General features: G+C 66.1%; 1 protein-coding gene. It reads left to right on the plus strand.

Annotation, left to right across the window (positions count from 1 at the left end; translation table 11 throughout):
- A partial coding sequence (locus SB717_RS38425; protein WP_410908460.1) for a hypothetical protein occupies window positions 1-248 on the plus strand: 248 nt, incomplete at both ends.

A 248-nucleotide genomic window follows, 5' to 3' on the forward strand; every position in this document is an offset into this window, starting at 1 on the left:
GGCGACGAGATCGGCGCCCTGAACCGCACGCTGCAGCACTTCATCAGCGTCTCCCGCGAACGCCTCGAACAGATCCGCAAGGACCAGGAGAGCGCCGAACGCGAACTGGCGCGGGCGGCGTCCGTGAAAGCGCTTACCGACGAATTCGAGGCGCAGATCGAGGTCTCCATGGCCACGCTCGCCAGTGCCGCTGAAGAGCTTGAAGCCACCGCCGGCTCCATGGCCACGGCTGCCGAGGAAACCAATGC

The organism is Priestia sp. SIMBA_032, assembly GCF_046535215.1.
GTDB classification, from domain to species: domain Bacteria; phylum Bacillota; class Bacilli; order Bacillales; family Bacillaceae_H; genus Priestia; species Priestia aryabhattai.